Origin of the sequence: Amycolatopsis sp. NPDC051045 (genome assembly GCF_040682955.1) — a bacterium.
Classification (GTDB): domain Bacteria; phylum Actinomycetota; class Actinomycetes; order Mycobacteriales; family Pseudonocardiaceae; genus Amycolatopsis.
The window spans coordinates 125,839-150,214 of record NZ_JBFBCC010000017.1 but is presented as its reverse complement, the minus strand read 5'-3'; the positions used below and the strand labels follow the sequence as shown (position 1 = coordinate 150,214).

Annotated in this window: 21 protein-coding genes; 14 read left to right on the top strand and 7 right to left on the bottom strand. The window is 72.4% G+C overall.

Annotated features, from left to right (window positions below; all coding sequences use genetic code 11):
- Nucleotides 1-120 precede the first annotated feature (120 nt).
- The 6 genes from AB0M80_RS33125 to AB0M80_RS33100 all read left to right on the top strand — a co-directional run bounded on the left by AB0M80_RS33125 (nucleotide 121) and on the right by AB0M80_RS33100 (nucleotide 9,141).
- Nucleotides 121-5,946, top strand: a complete 5,826-nt coding sequence (locus AB0M80_RS33125; RefSeq protein ID WP_364572811.1) for a type I polyketide synthase — start codon at nucleotides 121-123, stop codon at nucleotides 5,944-5,946.
- Between the two features lies 1 nt (nucleotide 5,947).
- Nucleotides 5,948-6,400: an acyl-CoA thioesterase gene (locus tag AB0M80_RS33120; protein ID WP_364572809.1), complete on the top strand. Its 453-nt coding sequence runs from the start codon at nucleotides 5,948-5,950 to the stop codon at nucleotides 6,398-6,400.
- Nucleotide 6,401: 1 nt separating this feature from the next.
- Nucleotides 6,402-6,977, top strand: a complete 576-nt coding sequence (locus tag AB0M80_RS33115; RefSeq protein ID WP_364572807.1) for a flavin reductase family protein — start codon at nucleotides 6,402-6,404, stop codon at nucleotides 6,975-6,977.
- A 67-nt stretch (nucleotides 6,978-7,044) separates the two neighbouring features.
- On the top strand, nucleotides 7,045-7,224 hold the full coding sequence (locus tag AB0M80_RS33110) for a DUF6222 family protein (protein ID WP_364572806.1): 180 nt from the start codon (nucleotides 7,045-7,047) through the stop codon (nucleotides 7,222-7,224).
- Entirely contained in the window at nucleotides 7,221-8,936 is a 1,716-nt protein-coding gene (locus AB0M80_RS33105; protein WP_364572804.1) for an acyl-CoA carboxylase subunit beta, read from the top strand. The genes AB0M80_RS33110 and AB0M80_RS33105 overlap by 4 nt, the downstream gene beginning before the upstream one ends.
- Before the next feature lie 10 nt (nucleotides 8,937-8,946).
- Nucleotides 8,947-9,141: an acyl-CoA carboxylase subunit epsilon gene (locus tag AB0M80_RS33100; RefSeq protein ID WP_364572802.1), complete on the top strand. Its 195-nt coding sequence runs from the start codon at nucleotides 8,947-8,949 to the stop codon at nucleotides 9,139-9,141.
- A gap of 230 nt (nucleotides 9,142-9,371) precedes the next feature.
- On the opposite strand, the gene AB0M80_RS33095 is transcribed toward AB0M80_RS33100, so the two are convergent.
- From AB0M80_RS33095 to AB0M80_RS33075, 5 genes are all read right to left on the bottom strand, one after another.
- Nucleotides 9,372-10,400, bottom strand: coding sequence for a carboxymuconolactone decarboxylase family protein (locus tag AB0M80_RS33095; RefSeq protein WP_364572800.1), 1,029 nt, complete (start codon nucleotides 10,398-10,400; stop codon nucleotides 9,372-9,374).
- A gap of 11 nt (nucleotides 10,401-10,411) precedes the next feature.
- Complete coding sequence (locus AB0M80_RS33090; RefSeq protein ID WP_364572798.1) at nucleotides 10,412-11,608, bottom strand: methyltransferase; 1,197 nt, start codon at nucleotides 11,606-11,608, stop codon at nucleotides 10,412-10,414.
- Between the two features lie 34 nt (nucleotides 11,609-11,642).
- Nucleotides 11,643-13,022 (bottom strand): cytochrome P450, encoded by a 1,380-nt coding sequence (locus AB0M80_RS33085; RefSeq protein ID WP_364572796.1) that lies wholly within the window; start codon nucleotides 13,020-13,022, stop codon nucleotides 11,643-11,645.
- On the bottom strand, nucleotides 13,019-13,462 hold the full coding sequence (locus tag AB0M80_RS33080) for an SgcJ/EcaC family oxidoreductase (RefSeq protein WP_364572794.1): 444 nt from the start codon (nucleotides 13,460-13,462) through the stop codon (nucleotides 13,019-13,021). The genes AB0M80_RS33085 and AB0M80_RS33080 overlap by 4 nt, the downstream gene beginning before the upstream one ends.
- Before the next feature lie 147 nt (nucleotides 13,463-13,609).
- Entirely contained in the window at nucleotides 13,610-13,852 is a 243-nt protein-coding gene (locus AB0M80_RS33075; protein WP_364572792.1) for a hypothetical protein, read from the bottom strand.
- A gap of 282 nt (nucleotides 13,853-14,134) precedes the next feature.
- Between AB0M80_RS33075 and AB0M80_RS33070 the strand changes: the two genes are divergently transcribed.
- The 8 genes from AB0M80_RS33070 (at nucleotide 14,135) to AB0M80_RS33035 (ending at nucleotide 20,448) form a co-directional block, all read left to right on the top strand.
- Entirely contained in the window at nucleotides 14,135-14,467 is a 333-nt protein-coding gene (locus AB0M80_RS33070) for a DUF6235 family protein (protein ID WP_364572790.1), read from the top strand.
- 220 nt (nucleotides 14,468-14,687) lie between these two features.
- Nucleotides 14,688-15,173 (top strand): DUF6423 family protein, encoded by a 486-nt coding sequence (locus tag AB0M80_RS33065; protein ID WP_033263413.1) that lies wholly within the window; start codon nucleotides 14,688-14,690, stop codon nucleotides 15,171-15,173.
- Between the two features lie 16 nt (nucleotides 15,174-15,189).
- Complete coding sequence (locus tag AB0M80_RS33060; RefSeq protein WP_364572788.1) at nucleotides 15,190-16,494, top strand: FAD-dependent oxidoreductase; 1,305 nt, start codon at nucleotides 15,190-15,192, stop codon at nucleotides 16,492-16,494.
- Complete coding sequence (locus AB0M80_RS33055; protein WP_364572786.1) at nucleotides 16,487-16,933, top strand: DUF6187 family protein; 447 nt, start codon at nucleotides 16,487-16,489, stop codon at nucleotides 16,931-16,933. Before AB0M80_RS33060 ends, AB0M80_RS33055 begins: the two co-directional genes overlap by 8 nt.
- Nucleotides 16,905-17,456 carry a peroxidase-related enzyme gene (locus AB0M80_RS33050; RefSeq protein ID WP_364572784.1) on the top strand — a complete coding sequence of 184 codons (552 nt, stop codon included), beginning with the start codon at nucleotides 16,905-16,907 and terminating at the stop codon, nucleotides 17,454-17,456. The genes AB0M80_RS33055 and AB0M80_RS33050 overlap by 29 nt, the downstream gene beginning before the upstream one ends.
- Before the next feature lie 150 nt (nucleotides 17,457-17,606).
- Nucleotides 17,607-18,641, top strand: a complete 1,035-nt coding sequence (aroF, locus tag AB0M80_RS33045; RefSeq protein WP_364572782.1) for a 3-deoxy-7-phosphoheptulonate synthase — start codon at nucleotides 17,607-17,609, stop codon at nucleotides 18,639-18,641.
- A 100-nt stretch (nucleotides 18,642-18,741) separates the two neighbouring features.
- On the top strand, nucleotides 18,742-19,212 hold the full coding sequence (locus tag AB0M80_RS33040) for an SRPBCC family protein (protein WP_364572780.1): 471 nt from the start codon (nucleotides 18,742-18,744) through the stop codon (nucleotides 19,210-19,212).
- 18 nt (nucleotides 19,213-19,230) lie between these two features.
- Complete coding sequence (locus tag AB0M80_RS33035; RefSeq protein ID WP_364572778.1) at nucleotides 19,231-20,448, top strand: cytochrome P450; 1,218 nt, start codon at nucleotides 19,231-19,233, stop codon at nucleotides 20,446-20,448.
- A gap of 246 nt (nucleotides 20,449-20,694) precedes the next feature.
- Here AB0M80_RS33035 and AB0M80_RS33030 read toward each other — a convergent pair whose 3' ends face one another.
- Nucleotides 20,695-22,116, bottom strand: coding sequence for a cation:proton antiporter (locus AB0M80_RS33030; protein WP_364572776.1), 1,422 nt, complete (start codon nucleotides 22,114-22,116; stop codon nucleotides 20,695-20,697).
- 18 nt (nucleotides 22,117-22,134) lie between these two features.
- Complete coding sequence (locus tag AB0M80_RS33025) at nucleotides 22,135-24,309, bottom strand: molybdopterin oxidoreductase family protein (protein ID WP_364572774.1); 2,175 nt, start codon at nucleotides 24,307-24,309, stop codon at nucleotides 22,135-22,137.
- Between the last annotated feature and the right edge of the window lie 67 nt (nucleotides 24,310-24,376).

Genomic DNA, 24,376 nt, shown 5'->3' with positions numbered 1-24,376 from the left:
TGTCGCTGCGTGCGGAGAAAGTGGCCGCAGGCATGGAGAAAGAAGACGTGACCGGCAAGTGGAGCCATGCTGGAACCGGATCGGTTACTGGGGCACAAGAGCCAGTGGGAGTGCGTTGGCATGAGCGGTGAGCGGATTTCGATCGTGGGTATCGGCCTCCGGTACCCGGACGCAAGTTCCCCGGAGGAGCTCTGGGAGAACGTGCTGGCCGGTCGCCGGGCCTTCCGCCGGCTGCCCGACGAGCGGATGAACCGGGCGGACTACTACTCGCCCGACCCGAAGGCGCCGGACCGGTTCTACGCGCAGAACGCGGCGGTGCTGCGCGACTACGAGTTCGACCGCGTCGCCCACAAGGTCGCGGGCAGCACCTTCCGCGCCACCGACACGACGCACTGGCTCGCCCTCGAAGTCGCCCAGCAGGCGCTCGCCGACGCCGGGTTCCCCGAGGGTGACGGGGCACCGAAGACGGCCACCGGCGTGGTCATCGGCAACAGCCTCACCGGCGAGTTCTCCCGCGCCAACGTGCTGCGGCTGCGCTGGCCCTACGTCCGGCGCACGGTCGCCGCGGCGCTGGCCGAGCGCGGCTGGGCCGACGACGAGACCGCGGACTTCCTGCGTGAGCTGGAGGTCCAGTACAAGGAGCCGTTCCCGGAGATCAACGAGGACACCCTCGCCGGCGGCCTCGCGAACACCATCGCCGGGCGGGTCTGCAACTACTTCGACTTCGCCGGTGGCGGCTACACCGTGGACGGCGCGTGCTCGTCCTCGCTGCTGTCCGTGGTCAGCGCCGCGAACGCGCTGGCGCAGGGCGACCTCGACGTCGCCATCGCCGGTGGTGTCGACCTCTCGATCGACCCGTTCGAGGTGATCGGCTTCGCCAAGACCGGTGCGCTCGCCAAGCGCGAGATGAAGGTCTACGACGCCGACTCGAACGGCTTCTGGCCGGGTGAAGGCTCGGGCATGCTCGTCCTGATGCGCGAAGCCGACGCGATCGAGCAGGGCAAGCGGATCTACGCCACCGTCGCCGGCTGGGGCATCTCGTCCGACGGCAAGGGCGGCATCACGCGGCCGGAAGCCGCCGGCCACCAGCTCGCCCTGAAGCGCGCCTACACCCGCGCCGGCTACGGGGTCGAGACCGTCTCCTACTTCGAGGGCCACGGCACCGGCACCGCGCTCGGGGACGCCACGGAGATCGAGGCGCTCTCCACCGCGCGCCGGGAGGCCGACCCGCTGGCCAAGCCGGCCGCGCTGTCCACGATCAAGGGCAACATCGGGCACACCAAGGCCGCGGCCGGCGTCGCCGGGCTGATCAAGGCCACGCTGTCGGTGTACCACCAGGTCATTCCGCCCGCCACCGGGCACTTCGTCCCGCACGAGTCGCTGACCGGCGACTCCGCCCGGATGTACGTGCCGCGCGACGCGACGCTGTGGCCGTCGGACCAGCCGGTGCGCGCCGGCGTGTCCGCGATGGGCTTCGGCGGGATCAACTCGCACGTCACGGTGGCCGAGGCGCCGAACGCGGCGCGCCGCGCCGACCTCGACGACCGCTCGCGCACCCTCGTCGCCGGCCGCCAGGACGCCGAACTCCTGCTGCTCGACGCCGACGACGTCGCCACCCTGCGCGGCCGGATCGCCGCGCTGCTCGAACTGGTGCCCAAGCTGTCCTTCGCCGAGCTGACCGACCTGGCCGGCGGGCTGGCCGGGGAGCTGTCGGGCAAGCCGGTCCGGGCCGCGGTCGTCGCGGCGAACCCCGAACAGGCCGAGCGGAAGCTGACCAGGCTGCTCGAACTGCTCGAGGAGGGCGCCTCGGTCTTCGACGCCGCCGACGGCATCTTCGCGAGCTCGCGCCCGTCCGCGCCGAAGATCGGGTTCCTGTTCCCCGGCCAGGGGTCGGGGCGCGGCGGGGACAGCGCGCTGCGCCGCCGGTTCGCCGTGGCCGCCGAGATCCACGACGCGGCGGGGCTGCCGGTGACCGGCGACCAGGTCGCCACCGAGGTGGCGCAGCCGCGGATCGTCACCGGATCGCTGGCCGGGCTGCGCGTGCTGCGCGCGTTCGGCATCGAAGCGAACACCGCCACCGGGCACAGCCTCGGCGAACTGACCGCCCTGCACTGGGCGGGCGCGGTCGGCGAGCGGGACGTGCTGAAGCTGGCGAAGATCCGCGGCAAGGTGATGGCGACCGAGGTCGGCCCGGGCACCGGCGCGATGGCCAGCGTCGCGGCCTCGCCCGGCCGGACGGAAGAACTCGGGCTGGGTTCGGACGTCGTCATCGCCGGCTACAACGCACCCCAGCAGACGGTGATCTCCGGGCCGGCCGCCGCGGTCGACCGGGTGATCGACCGGGCGAAGGCCCAGGGGGTCGGCGCCGGCCGGATCAAGGTGTCGCACGCCTTCCACTCCCCGGAGGTCGAGCCCGCGGCGACCGCGATGATCGAGCGGCTCTCCGAGTTCTCCTTCGCGCGGCTCGAGCGTCCGGTCGTCTCCACGGTGACCGGCGACGTCCTGCACGCCGCGGAGAACCTGTCGGAGCTGCTGCGCGACCAGATCGTGCTGCCGGTCCGGTTCCGCGAAGCGGCCGCGAAGGTCGCCGAGCGCAGCGACCTGGTGATCGAGGTCGGCCCCGGCCGGGTGCTCACCGGGCTGTTCGAGGAGATCGCGCCGGGCACACCGGTGCTCGCCCTGGACACGGACAACGGTTCCCTCGCCGGGGTGCTGCGGGTGCTGGGCGCGGCGTTCGCGCTGGGCGCACCGGTCACGCCGGAACGGCTGTTCGCCGGCCGGGTGGTCCGGGAACTGCCCGCCGACGGGGTGTTCCGGTTCCTGGCCAGCCCGTGCGAGGCCGCGCCGGCGATCGACGCCGACCTCGCCGCCGAGCTGGCCGCGGAGCGTTCCCAGGCCACCGAGGCCGAGGCCGACGCCACCGCGGACAGCGGCAGCACCCTCGACCTGCTCCGCAGGCTCGCCGCCGAGCGCGTCGAGCTGCCGCTGGAGTCCGTCACCGCCGACACCCACCCGCTCGACGACCTGCACCTGTCGTCGATCACCGTGGGGCAGCTGGTCAACGACGTCACCCGCGCACTGGGCCGGCCGGCGCTGGAGGGCATGCCGAACTTCGCCACGGTCTGCCTCGGCGAGCTCGCCGAGATGATCGACGAGCTGGCGCAGACCGCGAAGCCGGACGACGCCGCCGGCAAGGGCGAGGCGCCCGGGATCGGGCCGTGGGTCCGCCCGTTCGCGGTCGAGTACCTGCCCGCGGCACGCCCGGCCGCGGACCTCACCTCGGGCACCGGTTCGGCGGAGTGGCAGGTGTTCGCCACGCCGAGGAACCCGCTCGCCGAGCCGCTGCGGACGGCGCTGGCCCGCAGCGGGGCCGGCGACGGCGTGCTGCTGTGCCTGCCCGCCGACTGCGACTCGAGCCACGTCGGGCTGTTCCTCGACGCGGCCCGGACCCTGCTGGCCGCGCCCAACGGCACGCGGTTCGTCGTCGTGCACCACGGGTACGGCGCTTCCGGCCTGGCGAAGACGCTGCGGCTGGAGGACCCGTCGGCGAAGACCACGATCGTCGACCTGGCCGACCCGACCCCGGCGGAGCCCGCGGCGATCGAGGCGGCGGTGGCCGCGGTGGTCGCCGAGGTCGCCGCGACCACGGACTTCACCGAAGCCCGCTACGACAGCGAGGGCGGCCGCACGGTGCCGCGCCTGGTCGGGCTGCCGGCCGCGCCGGCCGGGCCCATCCCGGAAACCCTCGACCGCACCGACGTCCTGCTGGTCACCGGCGGTGGCAAGGGCATCACCGCGGAAAGCGCGCTGGCGCTGGCGAAGGACTCCGGGGCGAAGCTCGCCCTCCTCGGCCGCAGCGACCCGGAGCAGGACGCCGAACTGGCGGAGAACCTCGACCGCATGGAAGCGGCCGGCGTCCGGTACCGCTACGAGCGAGCCGACGTCACCAACGCCGCGCAGGTCGCCGAGGCCGTCGCCCGGATGCAGGCCGACCTCGGCCCGGTCACCGCGGTGATGCACGGCGCGGGCCGCAACGAGCCGGCCGCCTTGTTCAGCCTGACCGAAGACACCTTCCGCAAGACGCTCGCGCCGAAGATCGGCGGCCTGAACGCCGTGCTCGACGCGGTCGACAAGAACCGCATCAAGCTGCTGGTCACCTTCGGCAGCATCATCGGCCGCGCCGGCCTGCGCGGTGAGGCGCACTACTCCACGGCGAACGACTGGCTGACCGAGGCGACCCTGCGCTTCGGCCGCGAGTACCCGCAGGCGCGGGCGATCGCGCTGGAGTGGTCGGTCTGGTCCGGTGCCGGCATGGGCGAGAAGCTCGGCGTGGTCACCGCCCTGCAGCGCGACGGCATCACGCCGATCCCGCTCGACGACGGCATCGCCATCCTGCGGCGGCTGCTCTCCGACCCGGCCACCCCGCCGGTGCTGGTGATCTGCGGCCGGATGAACGGCCTGCCCACGCTGCCGATCCAGCGGCGCGAGCTGCCGCTGACCCGGTTCATCGACCGGGCGGTCGTGCACTACCCCGGCGTCGAGCTGATCACCGAGGCCGAGCTGTCCGCGGGCAGCGACCCGTACCTGGTCGACCACCTGCTCGACGGCCAGCTGCTCTTCCCGGCCGTGCTCGGCATGGAGGCGATGACCCAGGCCGCGACGGCCACGCTCGGCCGCGGCGGTACCCCGGTGCTCGAGAACGTCGAGTTCCTCCGGCCGATCATCGTCTCGCCCGGCCGGTCGACGACGATCCGGCTGGCCACGCTGGCCCGGGACGCCGACACCGTGGACGTCGTCCTCCGCAGTGACGAGACCGGCTTCAGCGCCGACCACTTCCGCGCCCGGCTGAACTTCGCCCGCCCGGCGGAGCTCGGGGAAGCCGTGCGCCGGGACGTCCCGCTGCCGCCGGTCCCGGTGGAGCCGATCAGCGAGCTCTACGGCACGGTCCTGTTCCAGGGCAAGCGGTTCCAGCGCGTCGTCGGCTACCGCCGGGCCAGTGCCCGGCACGCCGTCGCCGAGATCGCGACGACCGCGAACGTCTCCTGGTTCGCGCCGTTCCTGCCGCAGGAGCAGCTGCTCGCCGACCCGGGGACCCGCGACGCGATGATGCACGCGATCCAGTGCTGCATCCCCGACGCGACCCTGCTGCCGCAGAGCATCGAGAAGCTGTACCTGGCCGAGCCGGGCGCGCAGCACGACGAGTACGTCCTGCTCGACGCCCGCGAACGGTTCCAGGACGACGACAGCTACGTCTACGACCTCGACGTCCGCAACCCGGACGGCACCCTGGTCGAACGCTGGGAAGGGCTGATGCTGCGCGCGGTGCGCAAGCGCGACGGCGCGGGCCCCTGGGTCCCGTCGATGCTCGGCTCCCACGTGGAGCGGGCGTGTGAGCGCCTGCTCGGCGGGACCCGGTCCGTGGTCGTCGAGCCGGACCCGGTGGGCAGCCCGGCCGAAGGCATCGTCGAGCGGCGGGCCCAGACGGCGCTGGCCGCGAGCCGGAGCCTCGACCGGCAGCTCGAGATCCGCTACCGCCCCGACGGCAAGCCGGAGGCGGACGGGGTCGAGGTGAGCGCGTCCCACACGGCACAGCTGACCCTGGCCGTCACCGGAACGGGGCAGCTCACGTGCGACATCGAGAGCGCGATCGAGCGGACCGACGAGGACTGGGCCGGGCTGCTGGGCGAAGAACTCGTCGCCGTCGGCCGGCTCCTGGCCGCGGACACCGGCGAGCCGCTCGCGGTGGCCAACACCCGGGTGTGGAGCGCACTGGAATGCGTGCGCAAGACCGGCCTGATGACCCAGGCGCTCACCGTCCGCCGGGTCGAGCCCGACGGGTGGGCCCTGCTCGCCTGCGGCGAGGCCCTGATCGCGACCTGGTCCACGACGGTCAACGACCGGCCGGACCCCGTGGTCTTCGCCGTGCTCCAGGCAGAGGGGAACTGAGATGACCGACTACTACGAGCTCCGCCACACGGTCGGCTTCGAAGAGACCAACATGGTGGGCAACGTCTACTACGTCAACTACGTCCGGTGGCAGGGGCGCTGCCGCGAGATGTTCCTCCTGGAGAAGGCACCGGCGGTCCTGGAGGACATCCGCGGCGACCTCAAGCTCTACACGCTGCGGGTGGAGTGCGAGTACTTCGCCGAGATCACCGGGTTCGACGAGCTGTCCATCCGGATGCGCCTGGAGCAGCTGACCCAGACGCAGCTGCAGTTCACGTTCGACTACGTGCACCTGCACCCGGACGGCGAGCGGCTGGTGGCGCGCGGGCGGCAGCGGATCGCGTGCATGCGCGGGCCGAACAACGCGACCGTGCCGTCCCGGGTGCCCGAGGCGCTGCTGGAGGCGCTGAAGCCGTACACGGTGGCTTCGGCGCTCAACGGCAAGGGAGTGTGAAGTGGCCCAGGCAGGAGGGAACTCCGTCGAACGGCGGCCGCTGAAGCGGCTGCCGAAGTCACCAGGCCGGCGGGACCTGTCGCCGCAACCGGCGCTGCGGCAGGTGATGGCGCGCTTCGCGACGGGTGTCACGGTCCTCACCGTCGGCGGCGAGGGCGCCCACGCCATGACGGCGAACGCGTTCACGTCGGTGTCGCTGGACCCGCCGCTCGTGCTCTGCTGCGTGTCGAAGGCGGCCCGGATGCACGCTTCGATCGTCGCCGCGGGCTCGTTCGCGGTGAACATCCTCGCGTCCGACCAGCAGGGCCTGTCGAAGTACTTCGCCGACTGGCGGCGGCCGGACGGGATGGCCCAGTTCGACTCGGTGGCCTGCACCCTCGGCGCGAACACCGGCGCGCCACTGCTCACCGGCGCGCTGGCCTGGCTCGAGTGCGAAGTGGCGCAGGTCGTCCAGGGCGGTGACCACTCGATCTTCCTCGGCCGCGTGCTCGCGGCCAACTCGGGCACCGGCGAGCACGCGCTCGTCTTCTACGGCGGCGGCTACCACAACGTCGACGCCCGGGCCCGCGCGGCGTGAGGACGTCACGCACCAAGGATGCCGGTCCCGGACGAGCCGGGACCGCGTTGATGGAGGAGGTCTACCCGTGACCGCCAGTGAGGCAGGGCGCCCGGAGTCCGGCGCGGCACCGGTGCGGCTCGTTCCCGAGGCGCCGGCCGAGGTGATCACCCACCCGATGCCGCGGCTCGGCCGGGGCATCGTGTGGTCGGACATCGTCGCCGAGATCGAACGTGACCGGGAAGAGCGGATGAGGGATGCCGCGTGAGCGGTCCCTCCGACAGCGGCGCCCAGCGCGCGGACGAGACGGACGTGGTGCCCGTCCCGGCCGAACTCCGCGCCGGGCGCCGCCGGCTCGGCCGGAGCGCGGAACCCGGCGACGCCCAGGTGATCGCGCTCGCCACGACCGCCGACTCGGTGCCCGCGCCGCCGCCCGGCATGCCGTTGCTGCGGCAGCGGCGGCGCGAGCTGCGCGGGCACATCGTCGACGGGAAGCTCGACGCGGTGCGGCGCCAGCATTCGCTGGGCAAGCTGACCGCCCGTGAACGGCTCGCGCTCCTGCTGGACGAGGACTCGTTCCTGGAGCTCGAGCCGTACCGCCGTCACCAGGCCACCGGGCCGGGGCTGGCCGCGAACCGGCCGCACACCGACGGCGTCGTCACCGGCTCCGGCACGATCGACGGCCGTCGCGTATTCGTTTACGCCCAGGACTTCACGCTCTTCGGCGGGTCACTGGGGGAGGCGCACGCGGCGAAGATCCAGAAGGTGCTGGACCTCGCGGTGGCGAACGGCGCCCCGGTGATCGCGCTGAACGACAGCGGGGGCGCGCGGATCCAGGAAGGCGTGCTCGCGCTCGACGGCTACGGCGGCATCTTCCGCCGTCAGGTCGACGCTTCCGGTGTGGTGCCGCAGATCAGCGTGATCCTCGGGCCGTGCGCCGGCGGCGCCGCCTACTCGCCGGCGTTGGCGGACTTCACCTTCATGGTCCGCGACACCGCGCGGATGTACCTGACCGGCCCCGACGTCGTCGAGGCCGTGACCGGCCGGCGCGTCAGCCACGAGGAACTCGGCGGGGCCGACGTGCACGGGTCGCATTCCGGCGTCGCCACCGTCGTGCACGACGACGAGCAGGAGTGCCTCGCCGACGTCCGCCACCTGATTTCCCTGCTGCCGTCGAACTACCTGGAGCAGCCGCCGGTGACCGCGTCGACCGGGGCGGCGGAGGACTACCGGCCGAAACTGGCGGAGATCGTCCCGTCGGAGCCGAACCAGCCGTACGACATGCGCGACGTGTTCGCGGAGATCGCCGACGACGAAGAGTTCTTCGAGCTGCACGCGGGCTGGGCCCGCAACGTGCTGTGCGCGCTCGCGCGCGTCGACGGCCGGGTCGTCGGGCTCGTCGGCAACCAGCCCGTGGTGTTCGCGGGGGTGCTCGACGGGCCGGCGTCGCAGAAGGCCGCGCGGTTCGTGCGGTTCTGCGACGCCTTCGGCATCCCCCTGGTCAGCCTGGTCGACGTCCCCGGCTTCCTGCCCGGCGTCGAGCAGGAGCGCGGCGGGATCATCCGCCAGGGCGCCCAGCTGCTGCACGCCTACTGCGAAGCCACCGTGCCGCGGATCCAGGTGATCCTGCGCAAGGCTTACGGCGGCGCGTACATCGTGATGGACTCGCGGTCCATCGGGTGCGATCTGTCGCTGGCCTGGCCGACGAACGAGATCGCGGTGATGGGGGCCGAGGGCGCGGTGAACGTGCTGTACCGCCGGGACCTCGCGGCCGCGGCGGACCCGGCGGCGCTGCGCGCCCGGCTCGTCGCGGAGTACACCGAGGAGTACCTCAACCCGCAGTACGCCGCCGAGCGCGGCCTGGTCGACGACATCATCGACCCGGCCGAAACCCGGGCCGCGATCGCGCGCGGGCTGGCGATGCTGCAGGACAAGCGCAAGCCCGGACCCGCCCGCAAACACGGCAACCTGCCGATCTGACGGGGCGGCGATGTCGGTGACGAAGCAGCTGGTCCTGGTCGTGCGCGGCGAAGCGGACGACGCGAGCCTGGCGGCGCTGGTGACGGTGCTCGCCGGGCTCGCCGCCGCGTCCGGAGAACCCCCGCCGCCCGCGCGTTCGGCCTGGGCCGGCGAGTCCTGGGGGCGCGGCCCCGGCGCGTGGCGCCGCTCGGGCCTGCCGCGCTGAACCCGAACGGACGACACGCGTACCTGCGCGGACGACACGCGTACCCCGCCGGACGACACGAACAGCTCGTCGTGTCGTCCAGTCAGGTACGCGTGTCGTCCGTTCAAGCACGCGTGTCGTCCGGCTGGGTACGCGGGGCTGGGGGGGGTTGTGTGGCTGGAAGGCGAACTCGCGTGCCTGGGCGGACGACGCTGTCCGCCCGGGCACGCGAGTTCGCCCGGTTCCGCCGCTCAGGCGGGGTCCAGGCTGCCGGCCAGCCAGGTGCTGACCCGGCGGGCCGCGGCCATGCTCGCCCACGCGGCCAGCTCGACCAGCGTGCCGTCGCCGGGGGCCGTGGCGCGGAACGCGTCCACCAGGCCCTCGTCGACCTGGTAGGACGCCAGCGCGACGGCCAGGGCGAGCCGGCCGGCCGGGCGGTCGGCCTCGGCGAGCCCGGCCACCGCTTCCTCGAGCCAGGACCGGCTGAGCCCCGGCGGCTGTCCGTCCCAGGTGGACAGCCGGTCGTGCAGGAGCGTGCGGACGGCGGGGGGCACCGACCGGGCGCCCGCGGCCTCCGTCGCCGCGTAGGCGCGGGCGAACGCGTCGGCCACGACCGCGTTCGAGCTCGCCCAGCCCAGGTCCTCCGAGACCGGTGCCTCCGGCAGCAGCTTCAGCGAGTCACCCGCCCGCGGGCCCGGGCCCGCCGGCGGCCGCAGCACGCCGCCGAGCACGCGCCGCGCCTGCGGCTTGGCCGACTCCGGCACGTGCGCCGGGAACGGCGACTCGCGGAGGAACACGTTGACCATGCGGTTGTAGTACTGGAAAGCCACGGCGACGCCGATCAGCTCGGGCGCCTGCGCCGGCGGGAACGGCGGTGCGTCCGCCGCTCCCGTCGCGGACGCGCGCGCCCAGTCCTCGAGCGCGTCGCGGTCGGCCCCGTCCGGGCCGGCCGGGATCGCGGCCAGCGTCATGCCGTGGACGTCCACGCAGTACGGGCAGCTGTTCGCCGCCGACACCCCGGTGGCCACCGCCTCCTTGGCGGCCCGGCCGGCGACACCCTGCGCCAGCAGGGTTTCCCGCAGGACCGCCCACGCGGCGGCCATCGCTTCCGGCGCCGCCGAGTGCAGCGCGACCGGTGGCGCGAGCATGCTGAAGTCCCGCTCCACCTGCCGGTACACCTCGGCGACCAGACCCGTGGCCCGGCGCCGTGGCACGACCCGGACGTACCGGGTGTCCCGCAGGGACCGGCGCACGGCGAGCCGGACCAGACCGGCGACCATCGCGCGCCCCCCTACCGTGCCGCGCGGGCGATCACGGCGCCCACCACGAAGTCGGGGTACTCCTCGGCGATGGCGTCCACGTCCGGGAGGATCGTCACGTCGCCGAGCCCGGCCGCCTCGAACGTGGCGCGCCAGGCCGCGGGGGTCAGGAAGCCGTGCGTCGGCCGCTTCACCGGGTCGGTGATGACGTCGGTGAAGCTGTCCAGGAAGTCGAAGATGATCTCGGCGTGGATGGGCCGGGCGAGCTTCGTGGGACGCACGCACTCGGACACCACGACCGCTCCGCCCGGCTTCAGCGCCTTCGCCGCCTCGGCGACGACGAAGTCGAGGTCGGGCGCCACGTGGAAGCAGTTGACCGCGTACACCGCGTCGAACGTGCCGGGCTCGACGCCCTGCGCCGCCCAGGGCAGCGTCATGTCGATGCGGGCCGACTCGACCGTCGTCGACGGCGACGCCGCGGCCGCCGCCGCCTTCTCGCCGTGCCGGGCGAACGTCTCGGCGACCTCGGTGAACCGGTAGCGCTTGACGTCGGACCCGAGCGTGCGGAGCACCTGCTCGGCGCCGCTGCCGCAGCCGCCGCCGATCTCGAGGATCTCGATCCCGCCGTCCGCGGGCACGAGGCGGGACAGCGCTTCCGCACCCACCTTGTTGTTGATCGAGTACAGCAGGTTGTCGTTGGAGAAGTACTTCAGCCACAGCGGAAGCTGGGCCGGCGCGAAGAGGATCTCGTCGCCCGTCGCCTCGCCGGCGAAGAACTTCTTCGCCTCGTCGATCAAGGTCTGCAGGATCTCGACGGCGACGGCGGCACCCGGCTCCCGCGCGGCGAGCTCGGCTGCGACGTCGTCGAACACCGGGACGGCCACCGGACCGGGGACGAAGCGGCCGCCGTCGCGGGCGAGGATCCCCGAGTCCGACAGCTTCTCGTAGAGGAAGTGCAGCGGGATCGTCCGGCGCCACGGGATCGACAGCTCCTGTTTCGCCTGCTGGACCGAAATCCCGTCGGTGGACGGCAGGGCGCCGATCGACGCCAGGATCCGGTGCGCCGTCGCGTCGACCAGGCGGGCGAAGGTCTCGTTGGCCGCCAGGAACCGGAACGGGAAGTGCTCGCGGACGCGTTCGTCGGCGATGGCGGCCCGCAGCTTCGCGAACTCCGCCGCCTTCGGGTGCTGTTCGGGCTGACCGTAGGGGCTCTCCGCCTGGTCACTCATGTATTTCACTCACTTTCGCGACGTCGGACGCCGATCAGGCCGCGGAACGGCCGGCGTCCGGGAACGAGCGGACGGTCAGGGGGAGCCCGCCGCCGAGGCGCAGCGACATCATCGGCTCCGGCACGACCGTTCGGCCGGGCACTGTCTCGAAGCGCAGATCGCGCAGCAGCGTGGAGATGATGAAGGTGGCCTCCATCATCCCCAGGTGGTTGCCGACGCAGAACCGGGGACCGGCGCCGAACGGGATGTGGGCGTAGCGCGGCCGGTCCGCCGGCACGTCGGGGTCGAACCGCTCCGGGTCGAACCGGTCCGGCTCCGGCCAGTACCTCGGGTGCCGGTGCAGGGTGTACGGGCAGATCAGCACTTCGGCGCCGGCCGGCACGTGGTAGCCGCCGACCTCGTCGTCGGCGACCGCCCGGCGCGGCAGGATCCACACCGGCGGGTTCAGCCGCATGGCCTCCTGCAGCACCATGTGCGTGTAGCGCAGCCGGGTCAGGTCCGCGTACTCCGGGCGGCGATCGCCGTAGACCGCCACCGCCTCCTCGTGCAGCCGCTCCCGGACCTCCGGGTGCCTGCTCACGTGGTCCAGCGTCCAGCCGACGGTGCTGGCGGTCGTCTCGTGGCCGGCCAGCAGCAGCGTCACCAGCTCGTCGCGCATGCGGCGGTCGGCGACGCGCCGGTCGGTCTCCTTGGCGGTGGAGGCGATGAGCCGGGTCAGCACGTCGTCGCCGGCGGCCGACGGCTGCGCCTTCCGCCGCTCGACGAGGACCCCGACGACCTCCTGGAGGTGGTCGCGCGCCGACCGGAACGCCCGCTGCCCCTTCAGCGGCAGCCACCGTGGCACCAGGCCCAGGGTCTCCATCTCGAACATGGCCTGGTCCTGGACGGCCTCGAAGGAGTGCTCGACGCCGTCGAACTCGCCGAGGTCGATGTCCAGCAGGGTGCTGCCGAGCACGCCGAGGGTGAGGGCGGTGACCTCGGTCAGCACGTCCACCGGCCGGCCGGTGTCCCGGTGCGCCGTGAGCCGTTCGACCAGGCGCAGCGCCTCGTCGATGATCACGTCGGCCTGCGCGGCGATCCGCTTGTGCTGGAACACCGGCTGGATGGTGCGCCGCTGTTCCTTCCACAGCGCGCCCTCCGACGTCAGCAGCCCGTCGCCCAGCGCGCGTTTGGCCTCGGTGTAGCCGATGCCCTTGTGGTAGTTGGCCGCGTTGTCCGCGAGCACGTGCTTGGCGTGGTCGGGGTGGTTGAAGATGTAGAGGGTCTTCGGGCCGATCGCCACCCGCACCGCGTCGCCGTACTCGCGGACCGCCTCGCTCATCAGGCCCAGCCGGTCCGCGCGCAGCTTGCGCAGGATCCCCGGGGCCGCCCGGCGCGGGGGTCCCGGGGGGACGCGGCGGATGGCGCCGGTCATGCCGAGGTGGCGTTCGTGCCGGGGACGGGCAGGCCGTGCTTCGCCGGGGTGTTCTGGTACGCGGCGAGCTTCCACTGGCCGTCGGTGCGCACGGCGAACCAGGAGGCCCGGATGGCCTGGGCGTCGGACACCTCGGTCTCGCCGGCCGCCACGACGCCGCCCGAGGACAGCAGCAGGGCGACGTCGGCGCCGAGGAACCGCAGGCCGATCGGCTTGCCGACGACCTGGGTGCCGGCGTACTGGTTGTCGAAGGCGTCCTTGAAGAAGGCCTGGATCTCCGGCCGGCCCTGCTTGAAGATGCCGGGCAGGATCAGGGTGCCGTCGTCGGTGAACAGATCGGCGATCGACGCGGCGTCCTGGTGGACCCAGGCGGCGAGAAGCCGCTGGGTGAGCACTGCGACGGCCGCCTGGTCGGCGGGCGACACCTCGGTCGTGGTCATGGTGCTTCCTTTCGGCGCGAGCGAGAAGAAACCGCGGGCGGAGGAAGGAAACTGGCCCCGAACGCGGGCGCTCGTCTCCCAGCCGGCCCCTCCACATTCGCACCGGCGCTGCGCCGGCCACGTCTCCCGCAGTGCGGAGTGCCGCGGTCAGGCCGCCGATCCGTGGGCCCGGGCCGCGGGCAGCCGGGACGTGAACAGCCGCTCCCGGGCCGGCGCGTGGGTGCTGTGCCCGGAATGCACCGCGACGTACCGGATTGCGCCGTCGATCAGCACCTCGAGCTCGGTCCGCCGGCCCGGCTCGAACGGCGCGCCGCACGCCGCGCAGGTGCGCTGGCGCGCGGCCGCGCCGGCCGGGGCCAGGCCGCGGGGCGTGGTGGGCTGCTCGGTCATGGGGCACCTCCTGTGCGGACGCCGGTGTCGTCACCGGGCGGTGTGCGGAACTCCGGTCCGGCCAGTGCACACCGCACGGCTTCGGCGGGACGTCTTGTGCACTGCGCAAACCCGCGGTATGGCGGATCGCCCCGGCGCGCCAGCGCACGGTCGGAGATGCCCTCGCCGCCGTGCCCCGGCCAGACTGGAGGCTGTGTGGGCCGGAGTGTCACCGAGCCCGGCGCGGACCAGGCCCGCGACCCGTCCCGGGTTCCCGACGGACGTTGATGGGGAGGCCGGCTGATGGCGATGCGCCTCCAGCTCACCGATGGGTTCGAGTTGCTGGAAGAGTGGGCCGAATCGGCGTCGCAGGCCGAGCGGAATGTCATGTACGACGCATTGTTCGCGGTCGGCGACGGATCCGCTTTCCTGATTTACGACATTTTCGGTGACCCGCGTGACCGGAGCAATTTCATTGTCGCGGTGAAACCGGGTCTGGTGCTGAAGGTTTTTCTGCGGCGCGCGGATTCGTCGTTCGCGATCCGCTACCTCGGTGCCCCGGACGGCGACCGCGGCGACGCGGCCGGGACCACCGCGCCGGCCCGCGAGGAACCGAGCAGCCCGGAAGGTGCCTAGGCCGAACGGGCTAATTCAGGCGTCCGCCGCGGCCACGCCGATCACGGGTCGTCGATCGTGCATTCCTCACCTTGACAGCCTCTCATTGCGTGTGGAAGCCTTTTTGTGTTGCTGGTCAGCCCGCATAACTGGGGTCTTCAACATAGGAGGCTGCACCATGTCATCACCTGATTTGCCGGGGCTGGATGTCTCCGGCCGAGTGCGGGCCCGTGATATCCAGATGACCGGCGTGGCCGATCTCGGCCGCCGGGTGTTGATGATCACCGGCGCGATCGACACCACCGACCACGACGTCGCGGTGAACGTGACCTTGCCGGAGCCGGGGCGCTGGCAGGTCATCAAGGCCGAGACGAACCTCACCGACCGGACCTGGGTGGCCATGCAGGCGGTGCTGGACGAGGATTCGACGTTCGTCGACGACCCCGGCACGGCGGTGATGTCCCCGCAGTTCGCCAAGAGCTTCATGACGCCGGACCAGCGGCGGCTCACCTTCTACGACGGCGAAGTGCGCCCGGGTGAGTCCGTGCTGAAGATGTATTCGATGGAGACGAGCGGCCGCAAGCCGGGGTACTTCTACTCCCGCTACAGCCCGATCGCCACCGACAGTGCCGAACAGTCGCAGGCGACACTGGAACAGCTGGTCAGCGACGGGATGCAGCAACGCCCGGTGATCGAGCTGATCGTGCCGATCTCCGTCGTCGACTGAGCCCGGCAGGGGCCTCGTGATCACGTTCGTGCCGGAGCCGCACCTGCTCGACTCACCCCGCGGGCGTGACTGGCCGCGCCTGACCGCGCCCGCCTTGCCGGGCCCCGGCAGCAGCCCGGGGAACGCCGCCGACGTCGTCATCGTCGGGGCCGGCCCGGCGGGGCTCGCGGTCGCTTCCGCGCTGTGGCACCACGGCGTCCGCGACGTCGTGGTGCTCGACCGGACCGGCCGTCCCTGCGGGCGGTTCTTCGGCCGGATCGACCGCCTCGGCCAGCGGGTGCTGCGTTCGCCGTACGAGCACCACCCCGGCGTGGAGGGGTTCCGCGACTGCGAGCTGCTGGACTTCGCCCGGCTGCACTGGTCGCGGCTGACCCGCACCGAGCGGCGGGAGATCCGGATGGCGCAGGCCGGGCACCGCTCGGTCGTGCCGGTCGACGTCTTCGAGGCCTACTGCGACCACCTGGTGACGAGCCACCACGTCGCGGAGAAGACGTGGCAGGCGTCCGTCCGCGAGGTGCTGCCGACGTCCGAGGCGGTGACGGTGCGCGCCAACCGGTTCACCGTGACCGCGCAACACGCCGTGCTCTGCCTCGGCGAGGAGCGCCGCCCGGCGCCCGACGCCTGGTGGGGCGGCGGCCGGCCGCCGGCCGGAGTGTCCTATTGGGACGAACCGGTGCCCGCGGCCGGGCGCCAGATCGTGGTCGGCGCCGGGCTCACCGCGGCGCACCTGATCACCGGCGCGCTCGAGGCGGGCCGCCAGGTGCACTGGGTGGTCCGGGAGACGGCCGAGCGCTACCAGTGCGCCGACGTCAACTCGTCCTTCTTCCGCCCGGAGGGCCGGGCCCGCTTCGACGGCGTCGACCGGGCCGGCCGGCTGGAGCTGATGCGCCGCCACCGGCGGGCGTCGGTCATGTTCGAGTTCCGGCCGCTGCTGCAGCAGGCTGAAGCCGACGGGCGGCTGGTCGTCCACCGCGGCGAGGCGGTGAAGGAGATCGGCGACGGCGTGGTCTGCCGGCTGGAGAGCGGGCGCCTGGTCGAGGCGGACACCGCCGTGCTGGCCCTCGGCACCACGCCGGCCAGCGGCGCCGGGCTGCTGCCCCCGGACCTCGTGGGCGAGCGGGACGGCTGGCCGGACCTGGACGAGCGGACGCTGCACTACACCCGCGCACCCCGGGTTTCGGTGGTCGGCGCGGCGGCCGGGCTGATGCTCGGCCCGGCGGCGCGCAACATCGACGGGCACCGCGTGGCGACCGCGCGGGTGGCCGCGTCGATCGCGCACAGCCTGCGGCAGGAGCGCGTCCCGGTGGTGACCGGTGCCTGACACGCGGTTCGCCCTCCCCGCGATCGACGACCCGGGCTCGACCGAGGTGGGCATCATCCTGCTCGGCCTCGACGCGGAGCGTCTGCTGGCCGGGGTCGGGTTCGCCCGGCTCGCGGACGATCCGGCGCTGGTGACGCAGGCGGTCGACCAGGCCCGGCACGGCGTGGCCGGGTTCGGGTTCCCCGGCCTGGTCGCGGGCGGGTGCGCGCGCTGGCGCGGGGTCCGGGACGCCGTCGGCGACCCGCCCGGGACCTCGTCTCCCGCCGCGTTGCGGGGGGCGTGGGTCGAGGCCATCGAGCGCGTCGCCGCCGCCGTGCCCGAGGCCGGCCCGGCCTCGATCGCCTACCTGACCGCCTGTTCCCTGCGCCGCGGGGAAGTCGACCGGCTGGCCGACGGAGACGGAGAACCCGATGTCGTACTTGAAGTCCCTGCCGGCTGAAACCCGCCTGCTGCACGTGTTCGAGGCCTATCCCGGTCCGGCCCGGCCGCTGCTGGACCTGCACGAGCAGGTGATGCGCGCCGACTCCCCGTTCACCCCGGGCGAGCGCGAGCTGATCGCGGCGTACGTGTCGGGGGTGAACAGCTGCGGCTACTGCCACGGGATCCACACGATCACCGCGGAAGCGTTCGGCGTGCCCGAAGGGCTGCTCGCCGCCGCGGTGCGCGACCTGGACACCGCGCCGGTGGACGAGAAGATCCGGCCGGTGCTGGCGTACGTCGGCAAGCTGACCCGGACGCCGTCCCGGATGACCGAGGCCGACGCCGAAGCCGTGTTCGCCGCGGGCTGGGACGACCGCGCCCTGCACGACGCGATCCAGGTCTGCGCCCTGTTCAACTTCATGAACCGCGTGGTGGAGGGCGTGGGCCTGCGTGCCGACGACGCCTACGCGACGACGTCCGGCCTGCGGCTGCGCGAGATCGGTTACGCGGGCCTGGCCGGGTTGCTCCCCGCGGAGAATTGAACCGCGCCACCTTGCCGCACCGGGTGGGTGCGCAACCGTGGAGACGCAGGTATCCGCCGTCCGGCCGGATGCTCGATCCGGCAGCAGACCCGCCGGCGCCCGCCGGCGGCGGCCGTAGGGCTGGAGGGTGCGGAAATCATGGTCATCGTCATGGCTGTCGATGCCACGGCCGGGGACGTCGAAGCGATCGTCGACCGGGTGACGGCGGCGGGCGGCGAAGCCTTCGTCAGCCGCGGGGTGAGCCGCACGGTCGTCGGGCTGGTCGGCGAGGTCGACCGGTTCGAGGCCCTCAACCTCGGCGGGATGCGGGGGGTGCGCAGCGTCACCCGGATTTCCGCCAAGTACAAGCTGGTGAGCCTGGAGCACCACCCGGAACGGTCCACGGTGCACGTCCGCGGCGTGCCGATCGGCCCGGACACGGTCACCCTGATCGCCGGCCCGTGCGCGGTGGAGACGCCGGAGCAGACCCTGGAGGCGGCGCGGATGGCCCAGGCCGCCGGCGCGACCCTGCTGCGCGGCGGGGCGTTCAAGCCGCGCTCGTCGCCCTACGCGTTCCAGGGGCTCGGCGAACTCGGCCTGCGGATCCTGGCCGACGTCCGGGCCGAGACCGGCCTGCCGGTGGTCACCGAGGTGGTCACGGCGCACGACGTCGAAATGGTCGCCCAGTACGCCGACATGCTCCAGATCGGCACGCGGAACATGCAGAACTTCGCGCTGCTGCAGGCCGTGGGGGAGGCCGGCAAGCCGGTGCTGCTCAAGCGCGGCATGAGCGCCACCATCGACGAGTGGCTGATGGCCGCCGAGTACATCGCCCAGCGCGGCAACCTCGACATCGTGCTGTGCGAGCGGGGAATCCGCACGTTCGAGACCGCCACCCGCAACACCCTCGACATCTCCGCCGTGCCGGTGGTCCAGCGGCTTTCGCACCTGCCGGTGATGATCGACCCGTCCCACTCCGGCGGGCGGCGCGACCTCGTGCTGCCGCTCTCGCGCGCGGCGGTCGCGGTCGGCGCCGACGGCGTGCTCGTCGACGTCCACCCGCACCCCGAAGAGGCCCGGTGCGACGGCCCGCAGGCGCTGGTCGCCGACGACCTGCGCGTCCTGCAGCGCTCCCTGGAGGACCTCGCCGCGGTGCTCGGCCGGAAGCCGCCGACGTGGTGGAACCGGCGCCTCCTGGCCGGCTGACCAGCCGGCCGGCGCCAGGTTGGCACGCTCGAATGTTCCGTGCAGCAAGCAATTCCGGCTAACTTGCGATGACGGTTCCCATCGATCCCGCGGAGATCTCGTGACAATCAAGCCGAAGCACACGATGTACCAGACCACCGTGCTCGACGCCGATCCGGACACGGTGTGGGCCGAGGTCCGTGACGTCCTGAAACTGGTGAAGATCCTGTTCGGGGACACGGTGGGGGACACGCACTGGGTCGACGGCGGAACGCCGGAACTGGTGCCCTCGCGGTACGAGTTCACGATGCTGCAGAACCAGGGTCTGGTGCAGCAGGAGGTCGCCGGCCGCAACGAGGTGGACCGGTCCCTCACCTACCGCACGGTGGCCCCGGTGCTGTGCCTCTACGACTACGTCGCCACCTACCGCGTCCTGCCGGTGACCAACGAACCCGGCCGCAGTTTCTTCGAGTACCGCCGTGAGTTCATGGTCACCGACGACGCCGCGCCGGAGATCGTGGAGGGGCTGATGGCCATGATGGAGAACCAGATCAGCGTTGTGCGGGACTACTTCGCGACTCCCCAGCAGTAATCCTCGAGGGGCACGAGAATGTCGACCACAGTGGACAGTGGGCCGTCGTCCGGCGACGTGCCCTTCCTGGACGTCACCGCACCCGGCTTCGGCTTCGGCACGCCGGAGGTGGCCGAGGCCCAGGCGAAGAACTGGTACGCGGAAAGCCCGGTCGGCCTTCTCGTGCTGCGCTACGCCGAGGGGCACGCGCTGCTGCGCGACCAGCGCCTCGACCACAACGGCAAGCGCTTCATGGAGATGAACGGCGTCACCGGCGGCCCGATCCACGACTGGTTCGTCCCGATGATCATGAACCACGACGGGGCGCACCACCGCCGGCTGCGCGGCCTGGTGAGCAAGGCTTTCACGCCGAAGATGATCGCCGGGCTGCGCCCGTTCGTCCAGGCCAGGGCGAAGGAGCTGGCCGAGGAACTGGCCGCGGCGGCGGAGTGCGAGTTCATCGGGGACTTCGCCAACCCGCTGCCGCTCGCGGTCATGAGCGAGATGCTCGGCGTGCCGTCCGAAGACCACGACGTCTTCCACACGTGGACGACCGACGTCGGGCTGGTCTTCAGCATCGCGCTCGGGGGTGACGTCGTGGCGCGCGTCGAGTCCGCGCTCGTCGGGCTCGGCGAGTACATCGACGCGCTGATGGCGCGGAAGAAGGCCGCCCCGGCCGGCGACCTCATCTCCGCGCTGGTCGCCGCCCAGCAGGACGACCCGCTGATCAGCACGGAAGAACTGCGCAACCTCATCATCACCACGGTGTTCGCCGCGCACGACACGACCCGCCACCAGCTCGCCAACGCGATGGTGGCGTTCGCCGGGCATCCTGACCAATGGCGGCTGCTGGGCAGCAGGCCGGACCTGGCGGACCAGGCGGTCGACGAGGTGATGCGCTGGCTCCCCTCCTCGCCGACGATCTACCGGTTCGCCGCGCAGGACTTCGAGTACCAGGGCCTGCAGATCACCAAGGACACCTTCCTCACCGTGTGCGTGACGGCCGCCCAGCGTGACCCCCGGGTCTTCCGCGACGGCGCGAAGTTCGACATCACGGTCCCCCGCGAGGCCCCGCTCCTGCAGTTCGGCGCGGGACCGCACCACTGCCTCGGCATCGCGCTCGCCAAGGCCGAGCTGGCCGAGGCGCTGCCCGCGCTCGCCACCCGGCTGGGCCCGCCGTCCGTCGCCGGCCCGTTCACCTGGCGCCCGCCGATCGGCATCTACGGCCCGAACACGCTGCCGTTGCGCTTCGGGTGAAAGCGGGGCTGGCGAACAGAACCGCCTGCCCCGCTTGGTGACGACGCCCGGCAGCCGAGGCCCGGCATGGGTGTCGGCGGTGACCGGGCCGGGCTCGGCCTCCGCCCGCCGGGCCCGGGCTGTTTCGCCGGTGACCCACTCGCGCAGCCCGGCTCCCGCAACCCCGTACACCTCACCGTCTGCGGCGGGCCACGACGAAAAACGGGTTGCCGGCTGATGGCCGGCAACCCGTTTTCACGCTCCCCGTCAGGCGGCCCGGGGCAGCTCGTCCTCCAGCTGATGGACCTCCGTCCGCAGCCGCGCCTCCCGGCGGCCCGCCCGCTTGTCCAGGTACAGCGCCATCGGGGCCGTCATCGCCGTGGAGATCAGGGCCATCAGCACCAGCATGGTGAACATCTCCGGCGACAGCACCCCGAGGTCCAGGCCCACGTTCAGCACGATGAGCTCGGTGAGGCCCCGGCAGTTCATCAGGACGCCGATCTGCAGCGCCCGGCAGAAGCTTTCCCCGACGCTGCGGGCCGCCACCGTCGCGCTGACGAGCTTCCCGGTCACCGCGACCACGAGGATCGCGGCGCACCACAGCCACAGCGTGGGGTCACCGAGGAGCCCGATGTTCGTGCGGAGGCCGCTGTAGGCGAAGAACAGCGGCAGCATCAACGCCGTGGTGAGCCCGCTGGCGTTCTGGTGCAGCCACTTCTCGACCACGTTGCCGCGCGGGAAGACCAGGCCGAACATGAAGGCCCCGAACATCGCGTGCACGCCGATCCACTCGGTGGCCATCGCGCACAGCAGCACGCCGACGAGGGCCAGCGGGGCGAGGCGGCGCAGCACCGGCTCGGCGGTCCGGGTGAAGAACTTCGCCAGCAGCGGGCGGACGACGAAGTACAGCAGACCGGCGAAGGCCACGGCCAGGCCGAGGGTCAGGAGCACGCCGAGGAGCGAGGACGCGGTGACCAGCGCGACCACCAGCGCGAGCAGGGACCAGGCGGTGACGTCGTCGACCACCGCGCAGGTGAGCGCGACGACCCCGATGCGGCTGTGGAACATGCCGGTGTCCTGGAGGATCCGGACGAGCACCGGCAGCGCCGTGATGCTCATCGAGACGCCGATGAACAGGGCGAAGGCCAGCGAGCCGACGCCCTGCGGCGCGAACTTGGCGTAGGCGAAGACGGCGAGCAGGACGCCCAGCACGAACGGCACCGCGATGCTGACGTGGCTGACCACCAGGGCCAGGTGCCCGCGCCCGCGCATCAGCCGCGTGTTCAGCTCGAGCCCGGTCAGGAACACGAACAGGACGATGCCCACCTGGGCCAGCACGTTCAGCTGGGGCATGATCACGGCCGGCAGCAACGCCGACGCGCCCGCCGGCCAGACCGCCCCGAGCACCGACGGGCCGAGCACGATGCCCGCGGCGATCTCCCCGACCACCGGCGGCTGGCCGATCCGCCGCATCACCCAGCCGGCCGCCTTGCACGCGGCGATGACGACCGCGATCGCCAGCAGCAGCTGGGCCACCGGGTGCCCGGGGGCCGCCGACGACTTGGTCGCGACCCCGGTCCCGGTGTCCTCCCGGGTGAGCAGGACGATGCTGGCCAGCACCGGTATCACGACGAGCAGGCCGTAGACCGCCAGCGCCCGCCGGCCGTACCTCTGCTTGCTTTCCGCCATGGGTGATCTCCTGTTTCGTCAGAGCGTGTACGGGCCGACCGTGACCGGTACGCCGTTGAACACCGCATTGCCGGACGGGACGTCCACGACCAGCTCGTCGGTCAGCGCGTTCGCGTTGACCCCGGGGTGCTGGGCGGCGACGCGCTGGGAGCTGCCCGCGTGTCCCCAGCCGTGGGGCAGGCTCACGACCCCCGGCATGATCGTGTCGGTCGGCTCGACGTCGACGACCACCTCGCCCGCCGAGGAGCGCACGATCGCCCGGTCGCCCAGCCCGAGCCTGCTGACGTCGGCCGGGTTGACGTGCAGGGTGCAGCGGTTGCTGCCGCCGACGAGCGACGGGACGTTGTGCAGCCAGCTGTTGTTGGACCGCAGCTGGCGCCGTCCGATCAGCAGCATCTCCGGGACCGGCGCGGCCAGCCGGGCCCGCAGCCGCGCGAAGTCGGCGACGATCGGCTCCGGGGTGAGCTCGATCTTGCCGGACGGCGTGCACACCAGTTCCTTCAGGCGCGGCTCGAGCGGGCCGAGGTCGATGCCGTTCGGCTTTTCCTTCAGCTTCGCCAGGGAAAGCCCGTAGGGGCCGAACTTCAGCAGGGTGTCCAGGATCTGCTCGGGTCCGTCGTCGCCCTCGATCGTGGCGCGCAGCGTGGCGACGTCCATGCCCTCGACCGGCGAGCCGGGCATCTGCGTGGCGCCGGTCAGCAGCTGCTCGATGAAGCCCTCGTCCACGGCGGACGCCGGCACCTGCAGGGGCGCGCCGCCCGCGATCAGCGTCAGCCGGGCGAGGATCTCCGCCTCCGACCGCTGGTCCGCCTCGAGCGGCAGCACCGCCGGGGAGTAGCGGGTGTAGTTGCGCACCATGACGATCTGCATCAGGAAGTCGTAGTGCGGCATCTGCAGGATGCGCGGCGGCGGCAGGATCACGTGGGCGCGCCGGGTGGTCTCGGTGAGGTACGGGTCGACGCAGACCATGAAGTCCAGCGAGTCGAACGCCCGCCCGAACCGCGGCCCGTTGGGCGCGGCCACCACCTGGTTGGCGGCGATGTTGATCAGGGCCCGGACCTGGCCCTCACCCGGTGTCTCGATCTCGTCCGGCAGCGTGGCCGTCGGCAGTTCGCCGAGCACCTCCGGGAAGCCCTTCACGCGGCTGTGCCAGCGGCCGTACTCGAACGGCTGCCCGGTGCGGAACACCTCGAGCGCGGCGGTCCGCGTGAACATCGGGCCGCCGGGCCGGTCCAGGTTGCCGGTGAGGATGTTGATCACGTCGACGAGCCACTGCGTGATCGTCCCGAACTCCACCACCGACCCGCCCATGCGCGAGTACACGACCGCCGTCGGCGCCGCGGCCAGCTCGCGGGCGAGCCGCGCGATGTCGGCCGCGGGCACGCCGCACAACAGCTCGGCCGCCGCCGGCGAAAACTCCTCCGTCAGCGCGCGGAGCTCGTCGAGCCCCGCGACGTCGAGGCTGACCTCGGCGAGGTTCTCCTGCAGCAGAGTGTGGACGATCCCCAGCAGCAGCACGGAATCCGTGCCCGGCCGGACGAAGAAGTGCTCGTCGCAGTTCTTCGCGGTACGGGTGCGGCGCGGGTCCACCACGACCAGCTTGCCGCCGCGCTCGCGCAGCGCCCGCAGCCGCGCGGGCATGTCGGGGGCGCAGAACAGGGAACCGTGCGACTCCATCGGGTTCGCGCCGAGGACGAGGAGGTAGTCGGTCCGGTCGATGTCCGGCACGGCGATGGCGAACGGGTCGCCGTAGAGGTGTGCGCAGGCGACGTGCTTGGGCATGTGGTCGATGGTGCCGGAGGAGTAGACGTTCTTCGTCGCTAGCGATTGGATCAGCGGCACGCGGTACAGGAAACCGGCCATCGTGTGGTAGGTCGGGTTGCCGAAGTAGACGGCGACCGCGTCCCGGCCGTACTTCTCGATGACGCCGGCGATTCCGCGCTCGACGGCCTCGAACGCCTCCTCCCAGGAGGCTTCCCGCCATTCGTCCCCCTCGCGGATCATGGGGTGGCGCAGGCGGTCGGGGTCTTCGTCGAGCTGGCCGAGGCTGGCGCCCTTCGGGCAGATGTAGCCGGCGGTGAACGGGTCGTCGGAGTCACCGCGCACCTTCGTGACGCGGCCGGCGGGGTCGAGGTCGATCTTCAGTCCGCAGACGGCGTCGCAGATGGGACACGTCCGGTGGGCGGTGGTCATCGGTACTCCAGGGGTGGGATCGCCCATACGGGCACGGCCACGGCAGTCCCGCCGGGACTGCCGTGGC

Excerpts from the sequence above, each read along its gene's own strand:
- AB0M80_RS33125 (WP_364572811.1), top strand. The coding sequence starts at position 121 with ATGAGCGGTGAGCGGATTTCGATCGTGGGTATCGGCCTCCGGTACCCG.
- AB0M80_RS33120 (WP_364572809.1), top strand. The coding sequence starts at position 5,948 with ATGACCGACTACTACGAGCTCCGCCACACGGTCGGCTTCGAAGAGACC.
- AB0M80_RS33100 (WP_364572802.1), top strand. The coding sequence starts at position 8,947 with ATGTCGGTGACGAAGCAGCTGGTCCTGGTCGTGCGCGGCGAAGCGGAC.
- AB0M80_RS33095 (WP_364572800.1), bottom strand. The coding sequence starts at position 10,400 with ATGGTCGCCGGTCTGGTCCGGCTCGCCGTGCGCCGGTCCCTGCGGGAC.
- AB0M80_RS33090 (WP_364572798.1), bottom strand. The coding sequence starts at position 11,608 with ATGAGTGACCAGGCGGAGAGCCCCTACGGTCAGCCCGAACAGCACCCG.
- AB0M80_RS33085 (WP_364572796.1), bottom strand. The coding sequence starts at position 13,022 with ATGACCGGCGCCATCCGCCGCGTCCCCCCGGGACCCCCGCGCCGGGCG.
- AB0M80_RS33080 (WP_364572794.1), bottom strand. The coding sequence starts at position 13,462 with ATGACCACGACCGAGGTGTCGCCCGCCGACCAGGCGGCCGTCGCAGTG.
- AB0M80_RS33075 (WP_364572792.1), bottom strand. The coding sequence starts at position 13,852 with ATGACCGAGCAGCCCACCACGCCCCGCGGCCTGGCCCCGGCCGGCGCG.
- AB0M80_RS33070 (WP_364572790.1), top strand. The coding sequence starts at position 14,135 with ATGGCGATGCGCCTCCAGCTCACCGATGGGTTCGAGTTGCTGGAAGAG.
- AB0M80_RS33065 (WP_033263413.1), top strand. The coding sequence starts at position 14,688 with ATGACCGGCGTGGCCGATCTCGGCCGCCGGGTGTTGATGATCACCGGC.
- AB0M80_RS33050 (WP_364572784.1), top strand. The coding sequence starts at position 16,905 with ATGTCGTACTTGAAGTCCCTGCCGGCTGAAACCCGCCTGCTGCACGTG.
- aroF (WP_364572782.1), top strand. The coding sequence starts at position 17,607 with ATGGCTGTCGATGCCACGGCCGGGGACGTCGAAGCGATCGTCGACCGG.
- AB0M80_RS33035 (WP_364572778.1), top strand. The coding sequence starts at position 19,231 with ATGTCGACCACAGTGGACAGTGGGCCGTCGTCCGGCGACGTGCCCTTC.
- AB0M80_RS33030 (WP_364572776.1), bottom strand. The coding sequence starts at position 22,116 with ATGGCGGAAAGCAAGCAGAGGTACGGCCGGCGGGCGCTGGCGGTCTAC.
- AB0M80_RS33025 (WP_364572774.1), bottom strand. The coding sequence starts at position 24,309 with ATGACCACCGCCCACCGGACGTGTCCCATCTGCGACGCCGTCTGCGGA.